Raw genomic sequence first — 20,166 nt, 5'->3', positions numbered from 1 at the left:
CTGCCGCCACCCCTGTTCATCAGAGGTAGTTTACCAGACTCATTTTTTGCAGACGCGACGTAAGACTGTAGGCAATTTCAATCTGCTGCTGGAGCAGATCCAGGCGTGTCTTCACCTCGTAGGTATCGATCCCCTCGATATCCAGCAGATGAGTCTCGATGATCTTTTTCTGGGCCGCGAGCGAGTCGTTCGCTTTCGAAACACGGCTTTCGGAAAGGCCGAGCTGGCTCTGCTGCTGGTTCAAACCACTAATGACCGTGCCTATATTGGTCACCGACCTGGTCGCCACCAGTTCGCGAACGTCGCTTGGGACCTTGTCATCAAGGAACGTCATCGCCGTCATTGCTGTCATCGCGAAGTAACGCATGCCCTGCGAGTTGCTGTTGGTCGATGTCTCGACCACCTCGTTCTGGCTGATGCGACTCGTCATGTTCGTGTCGCTCGCCTTCGATCCATAGGTCGTCCAGAAATCGTAATTCTGGCCGGCCGTCAGATCGCTGTGCGGTGGGTTCGTAACCGGCGTAGTACCGTTGAACACGCCTTCGATACGGGTCATGAACGCCGCAGCCTGATCCTTGGACAGGTCGGCAATGTTACCGACCGCAGGTGTCTGTGCCGCCATGAACGCGTTCAACTCAACCTCATAGGCTGCCTTCAGCGTCGATCCTTCGGCAAAGTAGTCATCGATAGGCTTCACATCCGTATTGATGCCGGAAAACAGAAATTCGCCACTGACTGCCGTATTGGCAAAACCGGTGAAGGTGTTGAACGCATTCGAAATGGTTTTGGCGACCGTTGCCAGCGTTGGTGCTGCGCTGCTGGTATTCGGAACAAGAACCTTCTGAATTTCCTGGGCGGCCTTTGCCATGCCATCAAGTGCCGCCTGAGAAGACTTGAGGCGCTGCGTGGCGATGGAATTGACGCTGACGAGCGAAGAGAGACGATCGACATCGCGATTAAGGTCAAGACTGCGGGCCGTATTGGCACCCAGCGTCACGCCCAGGTCCGCATGTTTGCCCGTGGTCAGCTCGGTATTGAGGTTCGTCATCTCAAGCTGGGCCTTGAGGATGGTGCTGCGCATGCTGTTCTGCATCGCCAGCGATGAAATGAAGGACGTTTTCATCTATTACCTCACCATATCCATCAGCGACTTGAGCATGTCGTCGATGGTGGTCACCAGCTTCGTGGCGGCCTTGTAGGATTGCTCGATATCCATGAGCAGCGAAAGCTCCTCATCCAGGCTGACGGCAGTATTGTTCGAATAGGAGGTGGCGGAGCGCTCATAGAGCGCGCTTTTCGCTTCGTTTGCCGAAGTTGCGCCGGATCGTTCCTGTTCGAGCCACCCCACCGAGTTGGTGCCGTATTTCAGGATGCTTGTATTCGTATCGATACGTGTCGACGCGGCAAAATTCATGGGCGCGTCAAAAGCAGTGACATAGCTGTCGATCAGTGCGGAAAACCCGGTTCCGCCTGAAGTTGTGCTGTTGATTACATAAGCGGTACCGTTGATACCGCCGTCGCGCAACAATTCCGGGTTTCCACCTTTGGAAATAATTAACGCAGGGTTGACGGTAATGCTCGCAGCGAGCCCGGGAGAGACAACACCGCTTGCCGGAATGGTTGTGGCCGCAGGCGAGCCGTAGGTGAAGAGGCCTGGCATCTTCGGCAGCGTGCTGGTTGGGCTGGCCGGCTTTTCCGCAAACATGGTGATGAGGCCGCGCGCAATTTCGTCGAGCTGGCTCTGCATGGTTGGCGCCAGGTCGTCACGAACCTGCATCAGACCCTGAAGCGAACCTTCCGCTGTCGTGTTGCTGCCGCTGCTCGCCTTGATCGCGACGCCATCAACGTAGATCGCGTTCCCCGTGACCGTCGCGTCGTAGCCCGGCTGCGCCTTGAAAGTAACCTTGCGCGGCACGACTTCGAACAGGGTCGCGCCATCCGCCGTGTAGAGCGCCACGTCGTTGTTTTCACGATTGACGACGTTGATCCCGATGATGGACGAAATGTCCTTCAGCAGCGTCTCGCGCTGGTCGAGAGCATCACTTGGATTGCCGCCGATCGCGGTCTGCGCCTTGACCTCGTTGTTGGCTTCCTCGAATTTCGCGAGCAGGCCGTTCAGCTTGTCGACCTGAAGGGACATTTCCTTGTCGGCACGCAGGCGCATCGCCTGCAGTTCGGACGAAGCCTTGTTCAGGGAATTGGCGACGTCCACGGCGGATGTCACCGCCGTCGCAGCAAGCGCGGAATCGCTCGGCTTTGAGGCGTAACCGTCAAGGCTCTTCAGCAGTTCCTTCATATAGGTGGCAGGCGAACTCTCGTAATCGTTGCCGCCGAAAAGGCTTTTCATCTCCTCGAGCCCGGTCAGAACGGTTTTCTGGCCGGAAGCGAGGGATGCACTGGAGATCGTCTGCCTCAGGAGGCTCTCATTCTGGGCACGGCCGTTGGCGACAATACTTGCACCTGACATGGTCGTGCCGAGAATGGCGGTTCGCTTGACGTAGTTCGCATTACCGACATTGGCAATGTTTTTCGAAGTAACGTCCGTCTGCTTACCTGTATTGTTGAAGATCGACTGCGCAGTATTCATTGCTGACGTGAGCGACATTCATTTGTCCTCGTGAGAATTACTATCTCTTCAGATTGATCAGGACATCCATCAAATCCGACCCGGTCTGGAAGACTTTCGAATTCGCTGTATAGATACGCTGGGATTCAATCATATCGGTGAGTTCGCTGGCGATATCGACGTTCGAGCCCTCAAGCGCACCCTTCTGGATGTAACCGAAGCTGCCCGTCTGCGGGAAACCGATGGTGACGACGCCCGACTCGTTGCTCGGCAGATAAACGTTGCCGTTCTGAGGGGAGAGGTTGTCGACGCTCGGCACCGTGGCAACCGCCAGCTGGTAGATGTTGCGGCGGCCACCATCCTGATAGACTGCAGTCACTACGCCGTCCTTGCCGATTTCCACGTCCTTGATCTGGCTCGGGCCGTTGCCGTTCAGGATCGCGGTGCCGGGCGTGAACTTCGTCGAGAACTGCGACATGTCGGACAGGTCGATACTTATTGCCTGCGGGACGCCGCTGACCGTGTCGTTGATGGTGATCGACTTTTGAGAGGTAGGTGTGAGCTTATTGGTCGCCGGGTCGAATGCCAGCGTGACTGATTCCTTGACAAGGTTCGCTGCTGGGGTCGCCATGTAAGGGAAGCCGCCATTGGTCGACTGGTCCTGACGATAGACTGCCACTTCCCAGGTATTGGCGCCGGTCTTGGTGTAATAGAAATCGTAGAGAACCTTCGCGCCACCGCTGTCGTACGCCGTCAACGATGTCTTATTACCGATCGTCGATGTTGCAAGGTTGTCGCTCGGACGCGAGCCCGCCGCAACAGCGGCTTCATCGCGATTGAGGTTGGCCGGGAAGCTGCCCTGCGTGGAGGGCGATGCTGTCAGGCCGAAATTATTGACGTTGACGGCCTCAAGGCCGGTAAAGCCGTTGACGACGGCAGCTGGCGCATTTGCCCCGTAGGGGTAACCCATCAGCTGGAAGCCCGCTGCGTTTTCCAGGTAGCCTTCCGCATTCTTCACGAACGAGCCGGCACGTGTGAGATAAGGCGTGCCGCCACCATCCTGAACCACGAAGAAACCGTTGCCCTGAATGGCAAGATCGGTGCTCGACGTGGTGTAGGACAGGTTGCCCTGCTCTGAAATGCTGTAGCGAACGTTGGACTGCACGCCGCCGGAGGCATAGCTGCCCGACGAGGAGGGCAGAACGAGCGAGGAGAACGACGTCGATGCGCGCTTGTAGCCGGTGGTGCTTGCGTTAGCGATGTTGTCGCCAACGGTTCCCAGCTTGTTAGCCTGTGCATTCATGCCGGACACACCGGTTCGCATAGTGCCGAAAATACTCATTCAAAAACCCTCGTGGTCATCTTCAGGGAGAAGGTAAAGCGTTTGGCTTGCGTGAAGCTGTCTGAAATACCGCGTTTGAAAAAGACTACGCGGATGAATGAATATTATTGCCAATCAATGCTGTAACCGAGGAAACGCTTGGAATCGACCGGATCGTAGCCGAGCTTCTTGCGAAGCTTCTTGCGAAGCTTGCTGATGTGGCTTTCCACGACGTTCTCTTCGACGTCATCATCGAAGATGCCGTAGATGGCATTGAAAATCTGCGCCTTGGAAACGCGGCGTCCGCGATTGGCAATCAAATATTCAAGGATGCGGCGCTCGCGCCGCGGCAAGGCAAAGACCTCGCCACCGACTTCGGGATCACGACCGTCTGAGAAAACCCGGATCGGTCCCGCATCGGTGAAATTCGAGATAACCTGCAGGCGGCGACGGATCGCCGCCGCACGCGCAAGGATTTCACGGGGGTGAACCGGCTTGCGCACGACATCGTCGACGCCGCTGTCGAACAGCGCCAGCGTCGATTCCAGCGATGGCTGGTCGCTGACCGCGATCACCGGTGCCGTCGTGCGATCCCTGATCGCCTTCGGCAAGGAGAAGCTCCGGTCGCCCTGACCGATCAGGAATGCCTCTACGGCCGCCAGATCGCTGTCCGCTGCCGTCGAGACCCATTCCCCGAATTCGACCGGATCGAAACCGGTCGAGGGGATGCCCTCACGCCCAAATAGAGAAGTATAGCCGTCTTTAACGAGCTCGCGCTCATCAACCACTACGATCATTCGTCCGCCTCCGAATCAGTGTGGTGTTTTCCAATGCGGCATTGGTACGGATCGGGGGATTCAGCGACAACTGTAGGAAATCATCGATAGTTATTAATAATTGATTAACCATTTTGTGCCGATTTGATCTATATATAGTGGTTGTTAACCATATACGGTACAAAATTTTTGTGTAAAAATTTCAAAAATCCGAAAAAATCGCTTGCGGCGCCTTTTTTAGGGCTTTCTCTCGCCACATTTCAAATTGCGAGTCCTTGACCGCATCAAAACAATCGATGGTTGTTATCCGTCGCAGAAATTTTTCGCGTTGGCGGTCCATTTTCCGTAGCCCGTCGCCACCAGATTGGCGATCACCCGGCAGACATATTTCTTTTGAGCCGGGTCGTTGTTGGGCCCGGCATGGTAGCGGGCGACCGCCATGGTCCAGGTTTCGTGCCTGTTGTGGAGATTGCGCAGAAACATGGCGGCATATTCGACATTGCGGCGCGGATCGAACATTTCACGCGCGGATGTGAAGTTTTCGCCATGGAAATAGTGGTTTATCTGCATGCATCCGAGGTCGATCAGCTTGGCGCCGTTGCGCTTTGCCGTCTCGAAAGTGGTCAATGCCTCCTCGGTGGAGGAGGCAAATACCGGTTTTCCCTCAATATTCATGGCGTTGGGGTCAAGCCGACCCTTGCGACCGGTCTCGGTCAGGCCGACAGAATAGAGAATTCCCTCCGGCACGCCGTATTTCCGGGCGGCGGACTGAATTTCCCTTTCACAGACACCTGACGTTGCCGAAGCGGAGGCGTTTTCAGAGGTAAACGCCGTTGTCAGCAGAAGTGCGGGCAGAGCCAAGAGCGCCATCCATGCCTTCATTATGCACCCCCAAATTATCACCATTGCCCTGCCGTCCGCCGCGTGTGCCGGACTCGTCACGGTTGCGCCCTGCGGCGGCCTGTTGGCCCTGCTGCTGCGCCTGCTGATTTTGCTGATTGTTGGCTTGTGTGCCCGTTTGGTCACTCTTGTCAGAAGAAGCAATGCTGATCGTGATGTTATCGACCGTCAGACCCTGCGCCTTGAGGCCCTCGAGGATGCTCTTGCTGTCCTGCTGAAGCTTTTTGTAGGCGGCCACGTTCTCCACCGTCATGTGAACGGCAAGCTCATCACCGGCAAGACGCAACGACATCGTCACCGATCCCAGCTCGATCGGCGTCATGTGCAGCTTCAGCGTATGGACGACTTTGCCGGTGCTGCTCTGGGCCGCCTCATTGGACAGCGACGAGCCGGGCTGCATAGCGCTAACCCATTCAGAATCATTGGCGATGAGGCCAGTCAGAGCCGAGGCGTTGGATGATGGTGCCAGACCAATGAACCGCCGCGAATCGAGAACGCTAATCGTCTCGGTCGCCTTGCCACTGCTTTCCCGGGCATCGAACTCGACACGGCCATCCCGCTGAACCGTGCTCATATCGAGAGCGCGGGCCGTGCCGGAACGAGGAGATGCGAAGCGGAATGCCGAGGCGTCGCCTTCAGTGCCCGATCCGGATCCGGCTTCGTTTCCGGCAAGCTCGGTCCGTGCGTGCATGTCCTTCGCCAGAGGATCAGCCTTACCCCTGACCGTTTCGACCTTTTCGGATTTGACATCGGCCTTGCCGGCAATCGCCTGCGCAATTTCCTCAAGGGGCGTCTTGGCTGTCACGATATCGCCGACATTGGCCGTGAGCGTCTGCAGCTCTGCCAGCTTCGGATCGATTGCATCCGCCGCCGTCTGGCTCTCCTTGTCGGCGTCCTTGACCTTCTTGCCAGGTTTGCCGTTTTCAGGCGATGTGTGCGCCGTCTTAATCGCATTCTGAAGTTCCGCCAGCGCCTCGTGACCATGGCCTTCTCCGGAATGGTCCTTGACGATCACGTTCAGGAAGCTCGGGGGCCGCTTGACCGGCACATCCGTCTTTTCAGCATCGTCATCCGGTTGCGCATTCTGCTCCTCAGCCGATCCCGCTTCCTGCTGATGACGCGAATGCGGTGCCTGCGGCGGGCGCTCTTCCCTGACCGTCGCGAGGGTGTCGCCGAAACTTCCGCCTTTGGCGTCGTCCCTCACACTGGCGCTGCCAGCGCGCGGATCGTTATATGGCGCATTCACTATCGCGTTGATGGTTGCGTCGATCATGGTGCCCCCTCGCCTTTCTTCAAAAGGCTGTCGATTTCATCGAGCTTACTGCGGCCGCTCGTCACGAGTTGCCGGACGTTCTCGCCCTCATCCTCAGCCTTGTGGTTTTCAACTCTCCATATGCCCTTGGTCTCGGCACTGGCCGCCTCATTCGCGGGCGCGCCCGACCCGGCCCCCTGCCCTGCCGTGACACCGGGATCGGCGCCAGGCTGCGGGGAAGGCGGACGAACCACCTGGTCGGCGATTGCCCTTGCCGCGTCCCGCAGGGCCCTGTCGCGATCCGAAAGCTGGGCCTCGGGAATTTGCCCGATTGTTTCAATCGCGCTCACCACATCGGGCGTGCCGATATTGGAAAGGCTTTCATATAGATTTGCCTGAACTTGCGGCTGGTCCGGCATATCCGGCGACAGCGCTTTCGCCTTCAACGCCGCCATGCGCGCCAGCGAATCCTTGCCGCTGATCGCCGCGAGACGGGACAGGCGCAGATAAGCTTCCTTCTGCCTCTCCGCGTCCATCATGGCGAATGTTTCCTCTATCGTGTCGTGCCCGATGGAATCGACACGTTTGACCACCAGTGAGACCAGAAGGTCCGCGAACTGGCTGGCATAGGGCGAATGCAGGAACCGCCGCGCGTAACGCTGTGCATATTCGACGCCACGCCCGGCATCGCCGTCTTCAACGGCGATAGCAAGCGAGCGGCGGAGTGCAGCCTCCTCCACGATGGTACCGGGCGCTTCGAGCCGGGCTATGTCATAGAAACCGAGGGCAGCCACCGGATCGCGGGGGATCGTCACATTGCCGCCGATCAGTGCAAGATAGGCGCCAATTCTCGTGCCGCGATACTCGGGCACCATGGCCGCGATGCTCTGGGCGACCAGCGTTCCCTTGCCGGACAGATATTTGCGCAGAATATCGGCGACGCGGCTGTCGAAATTGCCGTCCACATCCCGCGCGACGAGCAATTCGAGCGTGGCCGGATTGCCGCCGCTCATCGCGTAGACAAGCGCCGCATCAACATTGCGCGGATCCTTGAAGATCGCCGAAGGTGCGCTCTTAAGCCGCTCGTCGATCGTCTGGAGCAGAAACCGCTGCATTTCGGTTGCCGAATGGTCTCCCATGGTGACGGAATCCTGCACGAACTGCAGGGAGCGCAACATGGCATAGGGCATGAGGTTGTCTTGCGATTGCGCAAAAACCTTCGCCGGTTCGGCACCGAGACCACACAGTGTCGCCGCAAGAAAAACCCAACGTTTCGAGGATTTCGTCACACTCACCCCCGATCGGCCTCAAGCAGGATTTCGATACGGCGGTTCGCATTCGCCAGCGGGTCTGCCGGCACCTGCAATCTGCGATCCGCAAAACCCGAAACCTGTTTCACCCGCTCTTCCGACAGGCCGCCGCGAACCAGCATGTAATAGGCGCTATGCGCGCGGTCCATGGAAAGCCGCCAATTGTCATTGGCCTCACCCTTGAACTGGCGTCCATCGGTATGGCCGCGGATCACCACGCTGCCGCCACGCTCCTGAAGCAACTTGCCGATCTTCTCCATGGCCAAAACCATTTCGCCGCGGGGCACAGCCGATCCGACATTGAACATCGGCGTTTCCGTCTGGTCGGAAATGGTCAACAGCAATCCGCCTTCGGCGGGCGTCACCACCAGACCTTCGGCGAGCTTGCCGCTGATGCCGGATATCTGCTTCTCGATCTCTTCGCGCAGCTCTTTAGCCTCTTCCTTCTGCGCAGCAGTACCTTGCTGCTGCTGCTCCGGCTGAGGCTGCGTAAGTGCTGCCTGCTCGGCGGCACCCGGCCGCTGCTGCGGCACCACGGCGGCGATTTCCATGGCCTTGCCGTGATCTGCACCATCGACTGGCTGCTGAGACGATTTAGCCGCAACCGCTTCATTATCCTTGGCAGCGTCCTGCTGCTTGTTCTCGGCAGATTGTTGCTGTTCGACCGGATTTTGCTGCTGGTCCGCACGTGTGATCTTCACCTGCTGGGTCCAGAAATCGGGATCGAAGGGATCGCGGTAAGCCTCACCGCCGCTCGCACCCGTCGCCGGGCCGGAATCGGCAGCACCACCTTCGCCCTTGGCGCTGACATTGGCCTGCTGCCCGACCTGCTGGGCAATTTCCGCCAGAACGGAATAGGGATTCTCGAAAAAGTCCGCTTCGGAGAAGTTCGACTGCTCCCCGGTCTGCGAGGTCAGGTCTTCACCTGTCGCAGCGGCCGAGCCCTGGGTGACCTTTTCCGCCTTTATGTTGGACTGGTCTTTCTTCTCGACGCCCTCTTCCTTGTCCACGGGTTTTTCCAGCCCCTTGGACGAAGGTTTTTCATCGGACAGCTTTATCGGATTGAAATAGCTGGCGACCGAGGCCTTGGTTTCCTCGTTTGCGGCATTGACCAGCCACATGACGAGGAAGAACGCCATCATGGCCGTCATGAAGTCGGCATAAGCGATCTTCCACGCGCCGCCATGGGCGCCATCGTGCCCGCCCTTGTGGCGTTTGACGATGATGATCTCGTTCTTGCCGTGGTGGTGATTTTCGCCTTCACTCATTTCATCACCTTGCGAAGACTGGACGCCCAGGCGGACATGCGCGTGACGAACACGCTTTCACCCAACTCAACGGAGAGGTCGATATCTGCCGTCTCGATAAATTTCATCGTCTCTTCTTCAAAGCCCGGCTGCGTCTTCAGCTGCTCAAACAAATCTTTCGGGCCTTTCACGACAAGGGTCACGGCCTCGCCATCCGGCATGGAAGCGCGAACGACATCCGCAAGCGCCGAAACCGCCTTCAGCGACAGCTCTTCGGTCAGAACCGGGGCAAGGATATTGGCGGTCTGTTCGCTGAGATTGGTCGCGATCGCATCGATGCCTTCACGCAGCCTTAGCGACAGGAAAACGGCAATTTCTTCCAGATAGACGGAACGTAAGCCTTCGAGTTCTGCGGCATGAGCAGCAAGAAGCTCCTCGCGCTCGGCCTGCATTTTCTCCGTGATCTCGCGGGTCGCATCCTCGTGACCACGGGCATAGGCGGCCTGTTTTTCGCTTTCGACGTCGAGCGGCTCGAATTCATCGAAACCGGACGCAATATCGCCAAAACCGGAAATGCCGTCGACATCCGCCAACGGTTCGCCGAACGTCAGTCCCGCGGGCTGCACGTCACCGAAATCCTTGAGATATCTTGCAATGGACGCGCTCATGCCCGCCCCCGGCAAAACAGGCCAAAGGGGCGAGACATGTTTCGTTGCCTGCGATCAAAGCCGTTTGGCGGCACCACCGTCATCCTTGCTACCCTGCCCGTCTCTTCAATTGTTTCCGGCCGGATCACGCCATGCGATCCACCCGATATTGCCCCGACGTTAGGTGTTCAAACTTGTGCGAGGATGAAGGCGGGCCCCGTTTTCAGAAACCTTGCAACCAACTCCCCCGAACCCGCCGGACCGACGCCGGTTTACTTGAAGAGCTGAAGGATGTTTTGCGCGTTGGCATTGGCGATCGACAGCGCCTGGATGCCGAGCTGCTGCTGTGTCTGCAGAGCCTTCAGCCTGGTCGATTCCTCGTTCATATCCGCATCCACGAGACGGCCGATACCCTTGTCGATCACGTCCATCAGGGTCGAGACGAAGTTTTCCTGCATGTTGATGCGGCTCTGTAGTGAGCCGAGGCTGGAGGCCGTACTGGTCATGGCTTCGAGCTGCTTGTCGACAAAACTCATCATCACATCGATGGCGTCGGAAGCGGTGTAGTTCGTGGTGCCACCGGAAAAACCGCTCATCGCTGCCGCCACGACATCGAGATTGTCGAGATCGAGCGTGGAGACGGAAAGACCGAGGGATCTGGCAACGGAGGTCGGCGCACCGGTCGTGTCATAGAACCAATCGTTGCTGCCTGTGTCCCGATAGGCCGCCGCGACAGTGGTGGTGCCGCTCGAAGGGTTGGTCGCCGTCACCTTGACCCAGGTATTCTCGGACAAACGAAGATAATTCACCGTTCCGTTGCTGTAGACGCTCGGGTCGGCATTCGTATCCGGCGTCGCCGCATTCAGCGTGCCGATTTCCGCGTCCGTCAATTTCTTGACGACGTAACCCGCATTGGTGGTCACGCCGGCTGTCGTCGATGTTTGGGTGATCTGTTGTTCCGTCTTCGCGACAAAAACGGCGCTCTTGTCGAGAATACCGAGTTTTCCGCCGCTGAGGTCGAAAAGCACGGCACTGCCGTCCAGCACATAGTCAACCGTGGTGACGCCGACATTGCCCGAACCGGTGCGCGTGAAGGACGCGACGACCTTTTTGGTGATGGGTTCTACAACCGGCGGCGTGCCACCATTGCTGATGCTGGCCTGCAGCCAGTTCTCGCCGGAGAAGGAGGCAGATTCCGACGTGCTCTTCAGCTGTTCCTGAAGCTGCTTGATTTCGTCCTGGATCTTGCCGCGGTCAGCCCCGACGCCATAGGCGGCGACAAGCTTTTCCTTGATTTTCTTGACGACCTCGATCGAGTTCGCAAGAGCGTCATAGGCCGTATCAACCTTGGCGGCGCCCAGTCCCAATGCATCCTGCACGGCCGAGAGCGCTGCATTGTCGGAGCGCATGGTTGTGGAGATAGACCAGTAGGCGGCATTGTCCGCCGCCGTTTCGACACGGTAGCCGGACGACACACGCGCCTGCGTCGTCTCGAGATTCTTGTCGATCATGCGCAAGGTTTGCAGCGCGGCCATCGCCGCCGCATTGGTCAAAATGCTGGTCATTGGGTCCACCCAATTGGTACTGTCGGGAAAAATCCGGCGCTGCGCCGAAAACGAGCAGAGGCATCATGCGCATCAGCGATGGTAAAAAGAGCCACCGCGACCTGCCGTTCGTTAACAAATCGTTAATTCGATAGGTACCAAACAACAACGCTGATTTGCAAGGCGTTCCTTGCCTTCACACGCCGGTTTTGCATAAACCGACACGCTTCAGGCAAGGTCGGGTGAAAAAACGCCCGAATGAAGCCAGCGCGCCCGCGAATTCGGAAGGCGCAATGGATAATATACGAAAATGTCCGCTGGACTGGCTCAGGCCGCTTCGCCCTGGCGGGCCGACACGAATCGGGCAGCCGTCAGGCTCTGACGGAGAAATTCGGTGTTCTCGTCCGGATTTTCCGAAGGGTTCTGAAACGAAACATGATTGATCTCGACCGCAGCGTGCTCGTTGGCCAGAATCAATTGCGCATAAACCGTCGCGCCGTGCGGTTTCAGTTCGAGATCGAGGACGATCTCCGGCGCCCCTTCCCATTCGAGCCTGTATTCGCCACCGGCACCGAAATTGATCGTGCCCGGATGATAATAAAGCTCCGCGGCCGACGAGACGAGGTCGGCAATGCTGCCGTAGCACTCGAATCTGAGCAATGAAATCAGGTCGGCCGGATCGAGCAGGCGCAGTTCGGTGGCGATCGGGTTGATCGCCTCTGCGACGATCATTTCCCGCTTTTCAGAATAGGCGGATTTTTTCATTGGTTTTATTGAACCCGTATTTTCGATGACTTCATGGCGTAAACCCGATGAACGAGCTCAGCTACAGCCTTGTAAAAAGCTGGTGGAATCACACTATCGATCGAGACTTGCGCAAACATGGAGCGTGCGAGCGGCGGATCTTCAAAAACGGGGATATTATTTTTCTCCGCAATCTCGCGGATTTTCAATGCGATAAGGTCCTGACCCTTGGCAACGACGACAGGCGCGTCGCCTTCTTCGCGAACGTAACGCAACGCCACTGCAAAGTGTGTCGGGTTGGCAATCACCAGTGTCGCGCGCGGCACATTGTCGATCATGCGGCGGCGGGCGCGGTCACGGGCGACCGAACGCTGACGGGCTTTGACCACTGGGTCGCCCTGCGATTGCTTGTACTCTTCCTTCACCTCATGCTTCGTCATTTTTAGCTGGCTGAACCAGTGGTGGCGCGTCCACAAAAGGTCGACGGCGGCAAGCAGCGCGGTCGAAAAGAGAATCACGACCATCATCTTTTTGGTGAGCTCGACAACCCTGACGAAAATGACCTGCGGGTCGGAGAACATCAGGTCGATGAGACTGTAGAAATCGCCGCGCAGAGACAGGAACATGATGATCGAAACGATCAAGATCTTGAACAGCGATTTGCCGAATTCCACAAATCCCTGCTTGCTGTAGATGCGGCCGAACCCCTTTGCGGGCGAGATGCGCGACCATTGCGGACGCACCCTCTCAAGCACGGGCGACGGCAGGTTCTGGAAAAACGAGGAGGCAAGGCCGAAGACGATGAACATGATCATGGCCGGCATGAGCAGATAGGCCATGGACGTGCCGAGGAAATAAAGCAGCGACAGGGCATCCGGCCTGGTGCTGAGGTTCCATTGTTCGGGCTGGCCGAACAGGTCCTTCAGCGTTACGCCGAGGCGACCGGCGCCGTCGGGCAAAAAGAAAACCAGATAGCAGTAAAAGGCGAGTGACGAAGCAAAGATCGGCACCTCGCGGGAAAAGGGAAGATTGCCCTTTTCCGCCGCATCACGGAGTTTTTTCTCCGTTGGGTCTTCTGTTTTACTGTCCTTGTCCTGATCGTCTGCCAAGGCACGTTCCCGGGATAAAAAAAGGCCCGCCGATCGCGGCAGGCAGTCATTCCGAAACTAGCGCCCGAGACCGGCCATCGCAATGGCCGGCATTGCCTGTAAGGCGGGTTATCAACCGGCTTCCGCTCAGGCTGCTGCGGATTGTTCCTCTGTGGAGGCTTCCTTCAGCTGAATCTGACCGGAATTGGCCAGCCGAATCGCTTCCTGCGCCACGGCGCGGCGTGCAATCGCCACTTCGCGGGTGTTGATGGAAGCCTGCGGCACGGCGAGGTCCGATTCGATCATACGGCGCTGGCGCGGGCTGATGCTGGACAGCACACATTCCTTGATTTCCATGGTTGCGCCACGCAGCGCCATGGTGAGAACGTCCGCCGAGACATCGTTGAGCAGCAGGACGCGGCTGCGCTGCGGCATGAACATGAGATCGTCGAAGAGGAAGATCTTCGGCTTGACCTTGTTGGCAGCTTCCTTGCTGAGCGTTTCGAGCGAGCTGAGCAGCGTATCGACCTGCGGCTTTTCCATTTCGTTCATCAGGTCGGCAACCTTCGTGGAGCCGCCCGCATTGCGCTCTGCTTCGATCTCGTTGATGAGGTTGACCACGCGCTTCTCGATGATCTGGGCAGCCGTGGGGCTGACTTCCTTCATGTTCACCGTGCGGTTCATGATATCGGCGCGCTGCTCTTCGGGAATGGTCAGAAGGACCTTGGCACCGAAGGACGAGGGCAGCATGGAGAGGATATAGGCGATGGTCTGGGGATGCTCGCGCAGCAGGAATTTGCCGACGAATTCCGGCTCCGCTTCCTGCAGGCGATCCCAGATCGACGCTTCATAGGCCTGGAAGGCTGCACGACGGCCGAGAAGGCTGTCCACCTCCTCCGGTGTCAGGCCCTCTTCGAGAATGCTTTCGATCGCCTTGGCATTGTCCATCAGACCCGTTCCTTCCGTGAACAGGTCTTCGAACTCCGCCACGATCTGGGCGAGTTCGTCAGGGGGAATGACACGCAGCGTCTGGGCCGAGGAAATGATCATCTGCAATTCGTGCTGCGTGAAAAATTTCAGCAGCTTGCCGGCGACGCCCTTGCCCATGGCAAGAAGCACCGCGGCCGCCTTGTCGGCCTGAGACAACGGTTTCCCTGCCAGCGGGTTACCGAAATCCTCGAAGTCCATCATGGTCTTTCCTCTCCGTCCCCACAGGGATCAGGCTTTTCTCGTACTCATTACTTCAATCAATTTTACGCCGAAGCGCGTATCGTCGTCTTCAAGTACCGTTATTTCACCGCGCGCAATACGGCGGCCATTCACCATGATCTCGACCGGTTCACCGATCTTGCGGTCAAGCGCGATCGTTGCACCCTCTTCAAGGCTCATCAGACCCGAGACGAGCATGCGGCTGGTGCCGAGAACGATCTGGACATCGATCGGGATATCCATGATCAGGTCCATATTGTCGGACAGGCCACTGCCGAGCGGCGCCTTGATGCCCGCGACCTGTGGGGTGGCCGCGAAATCGTTCATTGCAAAATCGCCCGCTCCACCACCGAAGGCGGAAAGGTCGCTGTCGGCGGAAGCGTCGTCAACGCTCCCGAAATCCCCGAAGTCGCCAAAGTCGGACAGCGAACCTTCCGCATCCGTCTTGAGGACGCCACGCAGATCGCCGATAGCCTGGTCGAGCTCACCGCCGTCTTCAAGCGACGGCAGCGCCATATCATCGGTCACAGGTGTTTTCTTCGTAGCCATGCGCTGATTATTCCCTTTGAAACTTGCGTCAGCCTGCCCAGAACCCAAAAAAGGTGGACAGGTTTTAACCCATCAGATGTCGCAAGATCTCGTCGTCCGTGCTGACATTGTTCTTTACCCGAACCATGTAGCGGTCGCCGGACTTGCCGAATTCACAATTATAGAGCTTGGAGCCGTTGGCGCTGACCTCAACGCCGATGTCGTCCTGCTTCAGATCCTGAAACGGAATGACGTCGCCGGCCACCAGCCTGGAGATCGTCCGCAGGGTCAAGGTTTCGAGCTTGATGCGCGCCTCGAGCGTTACCTGCGATCTCTTCACCTGCTCAGAGATCAAATCCACCCATTCCGCCTGCTTCTTCAGCGCCTGGGCTGAAGCCTTGGGAGCGGCGATGGAGGTCTTGAGAAGGGGCCGCTGCGGCACGATCAGCGCGAATTCCGAAGAAACCTTGCCGATGGCGATCTTCATGCGGACTGTCACGCCGTAGAGGCCGGCGATCATCTCCTCGAAGGCGCTTTTTCCATTGGCCGTAAAGGGCGGGTCGATCGTCGCCTCGAAACCGCCCGGCGCGTTGACGCCCGACCGCAGGACACCCCCGATGCGCCCGAGAACCATGGCCGCCAGGTCGAGTTCGATGTGGGACAGGCTGCGCTCGTCCGGCTCGCCGATGGTGTCGGCGGCGGCGCCCAGCATGCGCTCCATGAGCGCGATGACGAAGCCGTTGCCGACCGCCATCATGAAATTGGGGCACCAGTTGCGCAGAGAACAATCCGCAACCGAGAAATTGCCGCCGATATTGGCGATGAGATCGGTCATCAGCCCCGATCGGAGCCGATATATTCGACGTCTATCGCAATGCCGGTCTCGCTGTGAAAGATATCAGGCAGGAATTCGCTGTAGAGATGGCCGATATCGGAACCGACCTTCGCGATTGTCTTGCGGTCGGAAAGCCCGCCGGTAAGTTTCGCGAGCAGCGACGTGTCGATGACGGGTGCTCTTTGCTGTGCAGCTTTAGCCATGGTCATGCCGCCTTGTTTTCGCCGCCGGGGTTCATCATCTCCTGTTCGACGGCGTCGATGGACGGCCGCTCGTAGTTGGAGATGGTCTTGCGCCCGTATTCAAGCGCGACCTGCGGCACCGAGCCGTTCATGTAGGCGATCAGCGTCTGCTTGACGATGATGTAGAGGCGGTGCTGCTTGGTGCGGACGATCTTGACCTGCGAAGCGAGCGGGTTGCAGATCGAATAGGACAGGATGATGCCGAGCATGGTGCCCACCAGTGCGGCGCCGATGAGGCCGCCCAGCACTTCCGGTGATTCGTTGATCTTGCCCATGGCCTTGATGACGCCGAGAACCGCCGCGACGATACCGATGGCGGGGAAGGAATCGCCCATGGTGGTGATCGCGTGGTAAGGTTTCAGCTTGTCGTGCAGGATGGTCTCGATTTCCTCGTCCATCAGTGCTTCGATTTCGTGGCTGCGCGCGTTGCCGATGATGATGAGGCGGACGTAGTCGCAGATGAACGACGTCAGCTCCTTGTTCTTCAGCACCGAGGGTGCACTCTGGAAGATCGAGGATTCTTCCGGATTGTCGATATGCGCCTCGATCTCGTTGCGCGATTTCGTGCGCAGGTCGCGCATCAGCGAATAAAGTACGCCGAGTACGTCGAGATAGTTGCGCTCCTTCGGGACCGAGTGCTTGAAGGCCTCGCCGAGCGCCTTGCCCGAATCCTTCACGACCTTCATCGGGTTCGCCATGATGAAGCCGCCGAGGCCGGCACCGCCGATAATCAACAATTCGAACGGCTGAACCAGCACGTCCAGATGGCCGCCCATCGCCATGTAGCCGCCGATGATGCAGCCGAAGGTGATTATAAGTCCAATTACAATATTCATTGATCGACCACGCCCGAACAGTGTTCCATGCCGCCATCTCTAGAAAATGTGGCTTGCGTGAACCTGTCCGCGGAGCCTCTGTCCCTCGTCACTGCAGCCAGTTTCGCACAAGCAACATCCGGCATTATCCCGACAAAGGCGGACGTGCGCCTTGGTATCGGGATCAAACGAGAGCGGCGGTTCAGTGACTTCCACCTACACCAGCTACAGACTGATCAGTCAGGACATCGGCAAATCGCTTGAGCGTGTGTCGAAGCAACCCGACGTGGCGCGCGAAACCGAATATTACCGGTCGAAGATCGGCAGCGTGAAATCCGTCGACGACTTCATGGCCGATACCCGTCTTTACAATTATGCGCTGAAAGCTAACGGCCTCGAGGACATGGCCTATGCGAAAGCCTTCATCCGCAAGGTGCTGACCGAAGGCACGGCCGACAAGAACGCCTTCGCCAACAAGCTTTCCGACAGCCGCTATTCGGACCTTGCGAAATCGCTCGACTTTGCAAGTCTCGGTGCAGCTGCAACTGCGACCGAAGCGGCCCAGTCCGGCATCATCAGCAAATACACCCGCCAGACGCTGGAGCAGGAGGCGGGCGGCGACAATAACGGTGTCCGGCTTGCTCTTTACTTCGAGCGCAAGGCACCAACGATCAAATCGGGTCTCGATTTTCTAGCCGACGACGCGCTCGCGCAGGTGTTCCGCACCGCCTACAACCTGCCTGACGAAATTGCGGCAGGAAGCGTCGAAAAACAGGCCGCGCTCATCGAAAAATCCATCAATATCAAGGATCTGCAAAATCCTGAAAAGGTCGGCAAGCTGCTCGAGCGTTTCACCATCATGTGGGAGATGCAAAATCCCTCCACGACCTATGATCCTCTGGCCGTTTTCGGCTCCTCCAGCGGCTACGGCATTTCCCCGGACCTGCTGATCTCCATCAACTCCCTGAAACTCGGAGGCAAATGATATGCAATCCGGACTATACGTCGCCCTTTCCTCGCAGATTGCGCTGGAGCGTCGTCTCACCACCATTTCCGACAATATGGCGAATGCGAACACGGTGGGTTTCCGCGGTTCCGAAGTGAAATTCGACGAAATGGTCGCCAAGAACCACAATGACATGAATGCCAAGGTGGCGTTCGTATCGCAGGGTAACGACTATCTCTCCACCCGTCAGGGCGCCTTCGAACAGACTGGCAATAGTTTCGATTTCGCCATCAAGGGCGATGCCTGGTTCGCGATGGACACACCCGACGGCCAGATCCTGAGCCGCGACGGGCGTTTCACCATGCGCCCGGACGGCGCGCTCATCTCCTCAAGCGGTTATCCGGTTCTCGACGCCGGCGGCGGTCCCATCCAGCTCAATGCGAATGGTGGCCCGATCACCGTCAGTCTCGATGGCGCTATCAGGCAGAACGACAACATCGTCGCCACGCTCGGTATCTTCCAGGCGGATTTCTCGAAAGGCTTCCTGCGCCATCCCAATAGCGGCGTGAAGCCCGTGGCCCCGCCGACGCCGGTCGTCAACAATCACGAGGTCGGCGTCGTTCAGGGTTATCTCGAGCAGTCGAACGTCAACGGCATTTCCCAGATGACGCAGCTCATCCAGGTCAACCGGGCCTTCGAGAGCATTTCGTCGCTGATGCGCGATACCGAATCCACTTTCGGCGATGCCATCAAGACGCTTGGCGGCGCACGTTAAGGAACTGAGCGATGACAATGCCGGAATCCACGCTCACGGTCGAGGCGATTTCACCGAAGCTCGCCCAGCTGGCCAGCCTTGCCGGACACTATGCCGATCCGGAGTTTTCGGTGGCGCCGGGCGGCCATGTCCGCACCATCGCCGCCGGACACTACACGGTTTCCGGCCTGTCGCGGCATGTGAGGCTGGGCGAGTTCGTCGCCCATCGCAGCGCGACCGGTATCCATCTCGGCGAAGTCGTGCGCGTGGAACCCGATATCTGCTACGTCTGCCCCATCGAACCGGGCGAGCCGATTGGCATTCACGACACCGTCATCCGCAAGGGTGCCTTCCGCGTTGCGCCTGACGACAGCTGGTGCGGCCGCACCATCAATGCGCTTGGCGAACCCATCGATGGCAAGGGTCCGCTTGCATCAGGCACGGAGCGCCGTCCGATTTCCAGCAATGCACCGCCGTCGATGACGCGCAAGCGGGTGGAGACGCCTTTCAAGACGGGTGTCCGGGCAATCGATATTTTCTCGCCTCTCTGCCTTGGCCAGCGTCTCGGCATTTTTGCGGGGTCAGGCGTGGGCAAATCCACGCTCCTATCGATGCTTGCCAAGGCCGATGCCTTCGACAAGGTCGTCATCGGGCTTGTCGGCGAGCGCGGTCGCGAAGTGCGCGAGTTCATCGAGGATACGATGGGCGAGAATATGGGCAAGTCCGTCGCCGTTGTCGCGACCAGCGACGAAAGCCCGATGCTGCGCAAGATGGCGCCGCTTTCGGCCGTCACCATTGCCGAATATTTCCGTGACAGAGGCGACAACGTCCTTCTTATCATCGACAGCGTGACCCGTTTTGCCCATGCGATCCGCGAAGTGGCGGTCGCTTCGGGTGAACCGCCGGTGGCACGCGGCTATCCGGCCTCGGTCTTCACCGAATTGCCGCGCCTTCTGGAGCGGGCGGGACCCGGCGCCGAAGGCAGCGGTACCATCACCGCCATCGTCTCCATTCTGGTGGACGGCGACAACCACAACGATCCGATTGCCGATCTCGACCCGCGGTATTCTCGACGGCCACATCGTGCTGGATCGCAGCCTTGCAGAAGAAGGCCGCTATCCTCCGATCAATCCTCTGGCCTCGATCTCGCGTCTCGCCAAGAAGGCATGGACACCGGATCAGGAAAAGCTGGTGTCGCGTCTGAAAGCGCTGGTGCACCGCTTTGAGGAAACGCGGGATCTGCGCCTCATCGGCGGTTATCGACCCGGCACCGATCCCGATCTCGACATGGCGGTGAAACAGGTTCCAATCATCTATGAAACGCTGAAACAGCTTCCGAATGAACCGGCGGCGCAGGACGCCTACGCCGATCTGGCGACCGCGTTGCGCGGTGGAGTGCAAAATAATCAGCCACAGGTAAACCCGAGAATGAGAGGCTGACC

Annotated in this window: 17 protein-coding genes and 2 pseudogenes; 3 read left to right on the top strand and 16 right to left on the bottom strand. The window is 58.3% G+C overall.

Annotated elements, in window-relative coordinates; translation table 11 throughout:
- Positions 1-19: 19 nt before the first annotated feature.
- From RBH71_RS15305 to motA, 16 genes and pseudogenes are all read right to left on the bottom strand, one after another.
- A complete protein-coding gene (locus tag RBH71_RS15305; RefSeq protein ID WP_003515111.1) occupies positions 20-1,123 on the bottom strand; it encodes a flagellar hook-associated family protein in 1,104 nt (367 codons plus the stop codon).
- Positions 1,124-1,126: 3 nt separating this feature from the next.
- The gene (gene flgK / locus RBH71_RS15300) at positions 1,127-2,605 is read right to left on the bottom strand and encodes a flagellar hook-associated protein FlgK (RefSeq protein WP_003515109.1); all 1,479 of its coding nucleotides are present in this window, start codon (positions 2,603-2,605) and stop codon (positions 1,127-1,129) included.
- Between the two features lie 22 nt (positions 2,606-2,627).
- Positions 2,628-3,908, bottom strand: a complete 1,281-nt coding sequence (locus tag RBH71_RS15295; RefSeq protein WP_323687405.1) for a flagellar hook protein FlgE — start codon at positions 3,906-3,908, stop codon at positions 2,628-2,630.
- A gap of 104 nt (positions 3,909-4,012) precedes the next feature.
- Positions 4,013-4,684 carry a transcriptional activator Rem gene (gene rem / locus RBH71_RS15290; protein ID WP_003515107.1) on the bottom strand — a complete coding sequence of 224 codons (672 nt, stop codon included), beginning with the start codon at positions 4,682-4,684 and terminating at the stop codon, positions 4,013-4,015.
- A gap of 282 nt (positions 4,685-4,966) precedes the next feature.
- Positions 4,967-5,533 carry a lytic transglycosylase domain-containing protein gene (locus tag RBH71_RS15285; protein ID WP_019564301.1) on the bottom strand — a complete coding sequence of 189 codons (567 nt, stop codon included), beginning with the start codon at positions 5,531-5,533 and terminating at the stop codon, positions 4,967-4,969.
- Positions 5,481-6,836, bottom strand: a complete 1,356-nt coding sequence (locus RBH71_RS15280) for a flagellar hook-length control protein FliK (RefSeq protein WP_003515105.1) — start codon at positions 6,834-6,836, stop codon at positions 5,481-5,483. The genes RBH71_RS15285 and RBH71_RS15280 overlap by 53 nt, the downstream gene beginning before the upstream one ends.
- Entirely contained in the window at positions 6,833-8,110 is a 1,278-nt protein-coding gene (gene motC, locus RBH71_RS15275) for a chemotaxis protein MotC (RefSeq protein ID WP_003515101.1), read from the bottom strand. Before motC ends, RBH71_RS15280 begins: the two co-directional genes overlap by 4 nt.
- Positions 8,107-9,393 carry a MotB family protein gene (locus RBH71_RS15270; protein WP_003515100.1) on the bottom strand — a complete coding sequence of 429 codons (1,287 nt, stop codon included), beginning with the start codon at positions 9,391-9,393 and terminating at the stop codon, positions 8,107-8,109. Before RBH71_RS15270 ends, motC begins: the two co-directional genes overlap by 4 nt.
- Positions 9,390-10,040, bottom strand: coding sequence for a hypothetical protein (locus RBH71_RS15265; protein WP_003515099.1), 651 nt, complete (start codon positions 10,038-10,040; stop codon positions 9,390-9,392). Before RBH71_RS15265 ends, RBH71_RS15270 begins: the two co-directional genes overlap by 4 nt.
- 251 nt (positions 10,041-10,291) lie before the next feature.
- The gene (locus tag RBH71_RS15260; RefSeq protein WP_003515098.1) at positions 10,292-11,584 is read right to left on the bottom strand and encodes a flagellin; all 1,293 of its coding nucleotides are present in this window, start codon (positions 11,582-11,584) and stop codon (positions 10,292-10,294) included.
- 306 nt (positions 11,585-11,890) lie between these two features.
- A complete protein-coding gene (locus RBH71_RS15255; protein WP_003515097.1) occupies positions 11,891-12,328 on the bottom strand; it encodes a hypothetical protein in 438 nt (145 codons plus the stop codon).
- A 5-nt stretch (positions 12,329-12,333) separates the two neighbouring features.
- A complete protein-coding gene (flhB, locus tag RBH71_RS15250) occupies positions 12,334-13,416 on the bottom strand; it encodes a flagellar biosynthesis protein FlhB (RefSeq protein WP_003515096.1) in 1,083 nt (360 codons plus the stop codon).
- Positions 13,417-13,542: 126 nt separating this feature from the next.
- Positions 13,543-14,586, bottom strand: coding sequence for a flagellar motor switch protein FliG (fliG, locus tag RBH71_RS15245; protein WP_003515095.1), 1,044 nt, complete (start codon positions 14,584-14,586; stop codon positions 13,543-13,545).
- Between the two features lie 27 nt (positions 14,587-14,613).
- Complete coding sequence (fliN, locus tag RBH71_RS15240; RefSeq protein ID WP_003515093.1) at positions 14,614-15,153, bottom strand: flagellar motor switch protein FliN; 540 nt, start codon at positions 15,151-15,153, stop codon at positions 14,614-14,616.
- A 64-nt stretch (positions 15,154-15,217) separates the two neighbouring features.
- Positions 15,218-16,176 (bottom strand): annotated as a pseudogene (locus RBH71_RS15235) (FliM/FliN family flagellar motor switch protein).
- The gene (motA, locus tag RBH71_RS15230; RefSeq protein ID WP_003515090.1) at positions 16,173-17,045 is read right to left on the bottom strand and encodes a flagellar motor stator protein MotA; all 873 of its coding nucleotides are present in this window, start codon (positions 17,043-17,045) and stop codon (positions 16,173-16,175) included. Before motA ends, RBH71_RS15235 begins: the two are co-directional and overlap by 4 nt.
- 184 nt (positions 17,046-17,229) lie before the next feature.
- Here motA and RBH71_RS15225 point away from each other — a divergent pair, with 184 nt between their 5' ends.
- The 3 genes and pseudogenes from RBH71_RS15225 (at position 17,230) to fliI (ending at position 20,164) form a co-directional block, all read left to right on the top strand.
- Positions 17,230-18,009 carry a DUF1217 domain-containing protein gene (locus RBH71_RS15225; RefSeq protein ID WP_003515087.1) on the top strand — a complete coding sequence of 260 codons (780 nt, stop codon included), beginning with the start codon at positions 17,230-17,232 and terminating at the stop codon, positions 18,007-18,009.
- A 1-nt stretch (position 18,010) separates the two neighbouring features.
- Positions 18,011-18,745: a flagellar basal-body rod protein FlgF gene (flgF, locus tag RBH71_RS15220; RefSeq protein WP_003515085.1), complete on the top strand. Its 735-nt coding sequence runs from the start codon at positions 18,011-18,013 to the stop codon at positions 18,743-18,745.
- An 11-nt stretch (positions 18,746-18,756) separates the two neighbouring features.
- Positions 18,757-20,164 (top strand): annotated as a pseudogene (fliI, locus tag RBH71_RS15215) (flagellar protein export ATPase FliI).
- Positions 20,165-20,166 lie beyond the last annotated feature (2 nt).

This window comes from Rhizobium sp. AN68, assembly GCF_030758035.1.
In the GTDB taxonomy this organism is placed as follows: Bacteria; Pseudomonadota; Alphaproteobacteria; order Rhizobiales; family Rhizobiaceae; genus Agrobacterium; species Agrobacterium tumefaciens.
The sequence above is the reverse complement of the archived record's forward strand: the minus strand, read 5'-3'. Positions and strand labels throughout refer to the sequence as shown.

What these genes read in the sequence shown, in the direction of transcription:
- RBH71_RS15305 (WP_003515111.1), bottom strand. Translation starts at nt 1,123, where the DNA reads ATGAAAACGTCCTTCATTTCATCGCTGGCGATGCAGAACAGCATGCGC.
- flgK (WP_003515109.1), bottom strand. Translation starts at nt 2,605, where the DNA reads ATGTCGCTCACGTCAGCAATGAATACTGCGCAGTCGATCTTCAACAAT.
- RBH71_RS15295 (WP_323687405.1), bottom strand. Translation starts at nt 3,908, where the DNA reads ATGAGTATTTTCGGCACTATGCGAACCGGTGTGTCCGGCATGAATGCA.
- rem (WP_003515107.1), bottom strand. Translation starts at nt 4,684, where the DNA reads ATGATCGTAGTGGTTGATGAGCGCGAGCTCGTTAAAGACGGCTATACT.
- RBH71_RS15285 (WP_019564301.1), bottom strand. Translation starts at nt 5,533, where the DNA reads ATGGCGCTCTTGGCTCTGCCCGCACTTCTGCTGACAACGGCGTTTACC.
- RBH71_RS15280 (WP_003515105.1), bottom strand. Translation starts at nt 6,836, where the DNA reads ATGATCGACGCAACCATCAACGCGATAGTGAATGCGCCATATAACGAT.
- RBH71_RS15270 (WP_003515100.1), bottom strand. Translation starts at nt 9,393, where the DNA reads ATGAGTGAAGGCGAAAATCACCACCACGGCAAGAACGAGATCATCATC.
- RBH71_RS15265 (WP_003515099.1), bottom strand. Translation starts at nt 10,040, where the DNA reads ATGAGCGCGTCCATTGCAAGATATCTCAAGGATTTCGGTGACGTGCAG.
- RBH71_RS15260 (WP_003515098.1), bottom strand. Translation starts at nt 11,584, where the DNA reads ATGACCAGCATTTTGACCAATGCGGCGGCGATGGCCGCGCTGCAAACC.
- RBH71_RS15255 (WP_003515097.1), bottom strand. Translation starts at nt 12,328, where the DNA reads ATGAAAAAATCCGCCTATTCTGAAAAGCGGGAAATGATCGTCGCAGAG.
- fliG (WP_003515095.1), bottom strand. Translation starts at nt 14,586, where the DNA reads ATGATGGACTTCGAGGATTTCGGTAACCCGCTGGCAGGGAAACCGTTG.
- fliN (WP_003515093.1), bottom strand. Translation starts at nt 15,153, where the DNA reads ATGGCTACGAAGAAAACACCTGTGACCGATGATATGGCGCTGCCGTCG.
- motA (WP_003515090.1), bottom strand. Translation starts at nt 17,045, where the DNA reads ATGAATATTGTAATTGGACTTATAATCACCTTCGGCTGCATCATCGGC.
- flgF (WP_003515085.1), top strand. Translation starts at nt 18,011, where the DNA reads ATGCAATCCGGACTATACGTCGCCCTTTCCTCGCAGATTGCGCTGGAG.